The 6,599-nt window shown below is 62.7% G+C and carries 7 protein-coding genes; 2 read left to right on the forward strand and 5 right to left on the reverse strand.

The genetic code is table 11. From position 1 onward, the window contains the following. Window positions 1–322: 322 nt before the first annotated feature. From ACHAA4_RS15310 to ACHAA4_RS15320, 3 genes are all read right to left on the reverse strand, one after another. Window positions 323–733, reverse strand: a complete 411-nt coding sequence (locus tag ACHAA4_RS15310; RefSeq protein WP_435775043.1) for a four-helix bundle copper-binding protein — start codon at window positions 731–733, stop codon at window positions 323–325. A gap of 274 nt (window positions 734–1,007) precedes the next feature. Beyond that, the gene (locus ACHAA4_RS15315; protein ID WP_435775044.1) at window positions 1,008–2,144 is read right to left on the reverse strand and encodes an AI-2E family transporter; all 1,137 of its coding nucleotides are present in this window, start codon (window positions 2,142–2,144) and stop codon (window positions 1,008–1,010) included. A gap of 301 nt (window positions 2,145–2,445) precedes the next feature. Further along, window positions 2,446–2,892 carry a response regulator transcription factor gene (locus tag ACHAA4_RS15320; protein WP_435775045.1) on the reverse strand — a complete coding sequence of 149 codons (447 nt, stop codon included), beginning with the start codon at window positions 2,890–2,892 and terminating at the stop codon, window positions 2,446–2,448. A 464-nt stretch (window positions 2,893–3,356) separates the two neighbouring features. On the opposite strand from ACHAA4_RS15320, the gene ACHAA4_RS15325 reads away from it, so the two are divergent. Continuing rightward, window positions 3,357–4,040: a DUF305 domain-containing protein gene (locus ACHAA4_RS15325; protein WP_435775046.1), complete on the forward strand. Its 684-nt coding sequence runs from the start codon at window positions 3,357–3,359 to the stop codon at window positions 4,038–4,040. Window positions 4,041–4,121: 81 nt separating this feature from the next. Here ACHAA4_RS15325 and ACHAA4_RS15330 read toward each other — a convergent pair whose 3' ends face one another. Then, window positions 4,122–5,000, reverse strand: coding sequence for a F510_1955 family glycosylhydrolase (locus ACHAA4_RS15330; protein WP_435775047.1), 879 nt, complete (start codon window positions 4,998–5,000; stop codon window positions 4,122–4,124). Window positions 5,001–5,302: 302 nt separating this feature from the next. Here ACHAA4_RS15330 and ACHAA4_RS15335 point away from each other — a divergent pair, with 302 nt between their 5' ends. After that, window positions 5,303–5,530 (forward strand): heavy-metal-associated domain-containing protein, encoded by a 228-nt coding sequence (locus ACHAA4_RS15335; RefSeq protein ID WP_435775048.1) that lies wholly within the window; start codon window positions 5,303–5,305, stop codon window positions 5,528–5,530. A gap of 216 nt (window positions 5,531–5,746) precedes the next feature. Here ACHAA4_RS15335 and ACHAA4_RS15340 read toward each other — a convergent pair whose 3' ends face one another. Further along, window positions 5,747–6,154 carry a four-helix bundle copper-binding protein gene (locus tag ACHAA4_RS15340; RefSeq protein WP_435775049.1) on the reverse strand — a complete coding sequence of 136 codons (408 nt, stop codon included), beginning with the start codon at window positions 6,152–6,154 and terminating at the stop codon, window positions 5,747–5,749. Between the last annotated feature and the right edge of the window lie 445 nt (window positions 6,155–6,599).

A 6,599-nucleotide genomic window follows, 5' to 3' on the forward strand; every position in this document is an offset into this window, starting at 1 on the left:
GACGTGGCTCCACTCCCAGGAGCTGACGAACATCAGGCCATACACGACCACCATCCCGGTCAGGATCATGGCCGCAAATCGCAGGTACAACCTCTTCTGGTGGGAAGAGTGCTCGTCCTGGTGACCATGGTCCTGCGTGTGGTCGTTGTGCGTGTCTGACATGGGCCAAGCTTCGCCCTGTGAGATGGGTGCAGAAACAGCATGTCTATTCAGCCAGCGGGCTGCGGTCCCGGCGTACGTTGCGGCTTGCGGTGCATCTCTGCCCGAACCTCCCGGGCAGCTCCAATGGCTAGTCGGCGGTGGGTGCTGTTCGGGGTATTGCTCAGCCGATGGAGGAGAGCAGGTCGGCGCAGGCCTGCTCGCAGCGGCGGCAGGCCTCGGCGCAGACGCGGCAGTGGTCGTGATGGTCTGCGTGCTGAGCGCACTCGTCCGCGCAGGACTTGCATGCGACGCGGCAGGCTTCCACAACGGCGCGGATGACCTCGACATTGTTGCCGGTCTGACGGGAAAGGATGCTGCCGGTCGTCACGCAGATATCGGCGCAGTCAGTGTTTTTGCGGATGCAGGTGGTCAGCTCCGCGATCATGTCTTCGGCCAGACATGCGTCGGCGCAGGCGGTACAAATCTGTGCGCATTCGAAGCACGCTTCGATGCACTCAGCCAGCTTCTGCTTGTCCACCCACTCGATATCTTTCGGGTAGGTGTCCAGCATCGATGTCACGCGGTGAGTCATGGTTTTGCTCCTTCTCTCATACTGCGGTTCATGCGGTATATCGATCTGGTGCTCGGCGGGTTCGGAGCGCGCCGTGTCCTCTACAGTAGTCCAGCCTCCTTGGAAGGTGCGGTGCTGAATCAGAAAGGTACCCGGTGGACCCTCCGTTACCGTGCGCTTTTCAGCGCGGTCGAGGTGCCCACCTACCTGCGCAAAACCGGCATCGCATGCGTCCGAATGCTCAATCCTGGGGCCCCGGGTCTTGACCAGCTACAGGACGCCCGGAGACCTGGGATCATGTCTCCTCATTTTCTTCGGAGTCTGAACTGTGGTTGGCGGGGTGTTTGTCGCGACCCTTCTGTGAGGCTTCGATCTGCTCACTCGCTTCAGCAACAGGATCAAACTCTGCCGTTCTGTCGCGCCCGGTCCAGACCTTGATGATGTCCCAGGCGACGGCCGTGAGCGGAACCGATAACAAGGCCCCGACCACACCGGCCAATACCGTGCCGGCGGTCAGGGCGACCAGTATCACCAGAGCGTGAAGGTTCAACGTGTGGGCCATCACCAACGGCTGCAGCAGGTTCCCATCCAGCTGCTGAATCACGATGACCACGGCAAGAACGATCAGTGCGGTGACCGGGCCATTGGCGACAAGGGCCACAAGGGTGGCCAGCGCTCCAGCGACGGTGGCTCCGATGACGGGGACGAATCCACCGAGGAAGATCAACACACCGAGGGGCAGGGCCAGCGGAACCTGGAGGATGAGTAATGCGACGGTGATGCCGACCGCGTCGATCGCGGCGATCAGAGCGGTACCTCGGACGTAGCTGCCGAAGGTCTGAACCGCCCGGTTTCCGGAGGCTATCCACTTGCCCCGGAAGTGCTGCGGTGTCCAAGACACGAAGAACGCCCAGATGCGATCACCGTCTTTGAGGAAGAAGAACAGGATCACGAGCAGCAGGATCAACCCCGTGAGGAAGCTGCCTGCGGCGCCGAGGGTACTCACCGCACCCGACCCGAAACTGGAACTCGTGACGAAGGAGGACACCGAATCGATCGCACCGTCGATCTGCGCCTGGTCGATGGTGATGCCGAAGTTGCCCATGAGGTCCTCGACCAGGTTGCGCAGTTCGTTGAACCCCTGGCCCGCCTGGTCCACCAGCGAGGGCCACTGGTTGAGCACCGAGAAGAACAGGCCAGTGCCCACGCCTCCCAGCACGAGCAGAGCGCCGAACAGAACCGTCCAGGCGGCGAGTACGGTAGGCATGACGCGGCGAGCAAGGTGGACCAGAGGCCACAGTGCGCACGCCAGGATCACGGCGAGCAGAGCGGGAATGACCACAACCGCCACGTTCAACATGGCGAACACCAGCAGGGCGGTCACGGTACCGATGAGCAGCAGCTGCAGCGCTCGAATGCCCAGCCGGCCCATCACATCAGTCCACAGCCCAGGGACCGTGAAGCGTCTCGGTCGGCTGCTCTCGTGTGCCGATTCGTTCGGTATATCCGCCATCTACGTCTCCCGGGGGCTAGTGGTGTCGAAGAGCTTCTCTTGAGGTACCCAACGCGACGCGGCGGGGAGCTCAGAACCTCCGCCGCTGCCATCTGGGTGATCGGTGAGCGCTATGTCTACGGATAGATGGGCTCTGCACCGAAGCTTCGCGGCACCGGCACGCTCTTCAGCGGTGACCTCGATCATTCAAGCATGCATTCCACTAAACGTGGCGTTGACCTTACGATCGGCCTCTCCCAGAATCCGCCCCCCACAGTGCCCGAACCCCAGTCTGAAGCCCACGCCTGGTGCGGGCTCGGCGCAGCATGGCCTGGACCTGGGCGACGAGCTCCCGGGGGCTGAAGGGCTTGGTCACGTAGTCGTCAGCGTCGACCGAGAGCCCGATGATCTTGTCGATCTCATCGTCACGGGCGGTGAGCATCAGCACGTGGCAGTCCGAGAGGGTTCTGACCTGTCGACACACCTCGATCCCGTCGATGCCGGGCAATCCCAGATCCAGCACTACCACGTCCGGGCCGAAGCTGCGCACCGCGGCGACCGCTTCGGTGCCGTCATGGCGCACGGTGACGTCCAACCCGGCTTTACGCAGATACCCCTCGATCAGCCGGGACAGATCGACCTCATCATCGACCACGAGGATCCGACCGGTCGTCTGTGCTGGGTTCATCTGCGCTCCTTGGTCGAGGTAGTACACGACTTTCCGCATTGGATCGTCCTCTCAGGTCTGCTGAGGGTCTTGCGGCGGGGTGAGTGACTCTTCCAGAGTTCACGTGTGGGATTTACGGCTTGAGCGGCCGGGGCCTTCACTCGAGGAGAGAGCCTGTGACGAATCCATCATTAATCATGGAGGCCAGGAGCCACGTCCCAGCCTACGCCGGCCGCGTTCTCCGCGCCCTGGCCGCATCGGTTCCACCGGGGCCGCTGCAAGAGACCCAGTCCGGCGACCGAGAGTGCGCCGCACAACAATTTCATCGGGCGCCAGCAGTCTGAAGACGAACATCGGCGCCTGACTCACGATGTGTATGGGTTCGATGAAGATTCCCTGCAGACCAGGCATCACAGGCATCAGTGCGCGCACACCGGTGTTGTCCTGGACATCACCGAGAATCCGCCTGATCTAGGAGTAACCCCATGACCACGAAGACGTTGACCGCCAGCATCGGAGCTTTCGCACTTGCCGCCGCCCTCGCCGGGTGCGGCTCATCAGAAGAACCCAGCGAGTCCGCACCGGAGACCACCCAGAGCGCCGAGGAAGTCTCAGCGCAGTACAACGAGTCAGACGTGGACTACGTCTCCGGGATGGCGATGCATCACCAGCAGGCTGTGGAGATGTCCGACATCCTGCTCGAGAAGGACGACATCGAGCCAGAGGTCACCACGCTGGCCGAGGACATCCGTGAGGCCCAGGGCCCGGAGATCGAACAGATGCAATCATGGCTGGACGCCTGGGGCGAAGAAGGCACCAGTGATGGCGACATGGAAGGCATGGACCACGGTGACGGGGACATGGAAGGCATGGAAGGCATGGACCACGGTGACGGGGACATGGAGGACATGGACTCGATGGAGAGCATGTCGGACATGGAAGGCATGATGAGCGAGGACGACCTCAGCCAACTCGAGAACGCCACCGGCACTGAAGCATCCAGACTGTTCCTGCAGCAGATGATCGCCCACCATGAAGGTGCGGTGTCCTCCGCAGAAGATCACCTCGACAACGGCGAGAACCCGGAGGCCCTGGAACTCTCGGAGACCATCATCTCTGACCAGCAGGCCGAGATCGACGAGATGGAGACCATGCTCGAAGAACTCTGACCCACCGAGAAATGGAGGGCCCTGCCGGGATGCACCTGCATCCCGGCAGGGCCCACTTTCTTGAATTGTGCTCGGCTCGTGTCAGGCCAGTTGTTCGACGGTGTTCCCGCCGTCCACGGTGCGCAGCACGGTCGAGTCCACGACCAACAGCGCCTCCACGGACCCGTCCTCGGTGAGACTGGCTCCCAGGGCGACGACCTCACCCACCGGCTCCTCGCTGGCGCTCCAGCTCTGCCCGGCGTCGCGGCTGGTCATCAGTCGCCCATCAATTCCTGACCCGACGATCGTGGTCTCATCGGCCCATGCCACACGCGAGATCAAACTCGGGGTCTCAAGAGTCTCCCAGCTGGACCCGTCGGCGGAGAGCAGCAGCCCGGCCTCGGTCGCCGCGGCGATCTCCCCCGTTCCCGGAGCCACGGCCAGAGCCGCAGGAGGCGCCGAAATAGACAGCGTCTCCCAGTTCTCGCCGTCTGTGCTCATGCGCAGCTCCCCGTCGAAACCGAGAATGCGCCCAGCACCAGCAGTCAGAGCATGGAAGTCCGATTCCCCGCCCCGTGAGAGCACCGTCCAGCTCTCCCCCTGATCTGTGGACTCGATCAGCCCCACGGGTTCGGGCAGATCTGAGCCAGCTCCTGGGTGACCCGAGGCGAGGTAGCGGCCCTCGGGGGCGAGTGTGAATCCCATCAGGTCCACAGTGGGGCCCACCGAGACCAGTTCACCGTCTTGAACGCGGAACAGGCCGTAGTGGGTAGCCAGCAGCACCACCCCGTCGGAAGGGTCGCGCCCGATGCCATGGACATGACCTATCGCGGTTTCGGCCTCCGAGTCTGCACCGTCCTGGGGTCCCGCGCCTGCTTCAGATCCTGCCGACGGTCCAGGTTCAGCGCACGCGGTGATAACACCTGCGCCGAGCAGACCGAGCCCGCCGCTGAGCAGGAGCCTTCGATTCAAAGCAGTCATACAGCCCTTCCAATGCGTGCCGGGAGTTCTTCAGATCAGGAGGTCGACCTTCCAGCCTATTACCGGGCTCAGGCAGAACCGGTCGAGGGCGCCTGAAGATTCGATGAAGACCGGAGCGCCCACCCTTGCATTATACCCCCCGGGGGTATAAAAAGAGTGGGTGTACCGATTACTGCGCGTCCCGACCACGCCCAAGGAGTTTCCCCATGACTGCCGATACTCACCCGCTGCTGCCTCTGGCTTCCACCGACTGCGCCTGCTGCTCACCTTCTCCCACTGAGGACCACAGCAACACTCCCCCCGTGTCGACCCCTGCGGGGGTGACGGTCGTCTACACGGTGGAGGGCATGACTTGTGGCCACTGCGTCGGGAGTGTCCAGGACGCCGTCCGTGCCGTGAAGGGGGTCCAGTCCGTGGAGATTGATCTTCAGACCAAAGGCGCCTCTGCCGTGACGGTGACCGGTCCAGCAGACCCGGAGGCTGTGCGCTCCGCAGTGCACGACGCTGGATACTCCATCGCTGGATCCTGAGCACCCCTGAGCGTCCATGGCCACACCGCTCGTCCCGATACGGGCAGAAGGGCGACTATGAGCACCCCCTCCCACCACGGAGGATGTGCTGCTGGCGCGGGCCGCGTCAGGCCATGAGGCCAACTTGAACCCCGCCGTGGCCCGCCCTTCCGGGCGGGTCACGGCGGGGTTCATCCGGCGGACGATACCGTGCTCTTGCGCTGGAGGGGTCGTCGGTCATCCCAGGGAGCTGAGCAGCTCCTCACAGGCGGCCTCGCAGCGCCGGCACGCCTCTGCACAGAGACGACAATGCTCATGCATCTCCGCGTGGCTCTCACATTCCTGGGCACAGCCTCGACACGCCTCTCGGCAGGCTTGCAGAATCGCGCGGACCACTGCCTTGTTCTCTCCGGTGAGCCGGGTGAGGATCCGCCCGGTGGTCAGGCAGATATCGGCGCAGTCCAGATCTGTGCTAATACAGGTCGCCATCTCACCCGCCATCGGTTCACTGAGACAGGCATCAGCGCACGCGGTGCAGGTCTGTGAGCATTCGAAACAGGCGGCGATACACGCAGCGAGCTTCTCCTGATCGATCCCGTGATCCTTCTTGGGATGTGCTTGAAGCATGGCGGTCACGTGAGTCATGGTGTTCCTCTCGTTGCTCCTGGGGACGCTTGCCATGGACTGTGTCCGGCACGGCGCCAGTGCCTATGAGATTACTGCCGACTCTCAAGTATTTGAACCCTGCATAATGTCCGTCAGCGAACCGCCCCACCCCTGGCCTAGGGTGCCAACCCCCGTCGTTAGATATGGAGCACCGTCACCCCTGTGTCATCTTGTGTGGTGGATTTGGGTGTGTCCCGGAACAACAGCTGATTCGATAAGCCCCCAATTGATCACGACCCTCTCAGAGAACGGAGCTTGGCCGATGCCAGACACGAATAAAGACCACACGCAGGACCATGGTCACCAGGACAAGCACTCCTCCCACCAGAAGAAGATGTACCTGCGATTTGCGGCCATGATCCTGACCGGGATGGTGGTCATGTATGGCCTGATGTTCGTCAGCTCCTGGGAGTGGAGCCACGTA

Origin of the sequence: Nesterenkonia maliinae (genome assembly GCF_051262655.1) — a bacterium.
Taxonomy (GTDB): Bacteria; Actinomycetota; Actinomycetes; order Actinomycetales; family Micrococcaceae; genus Nesterenkonia.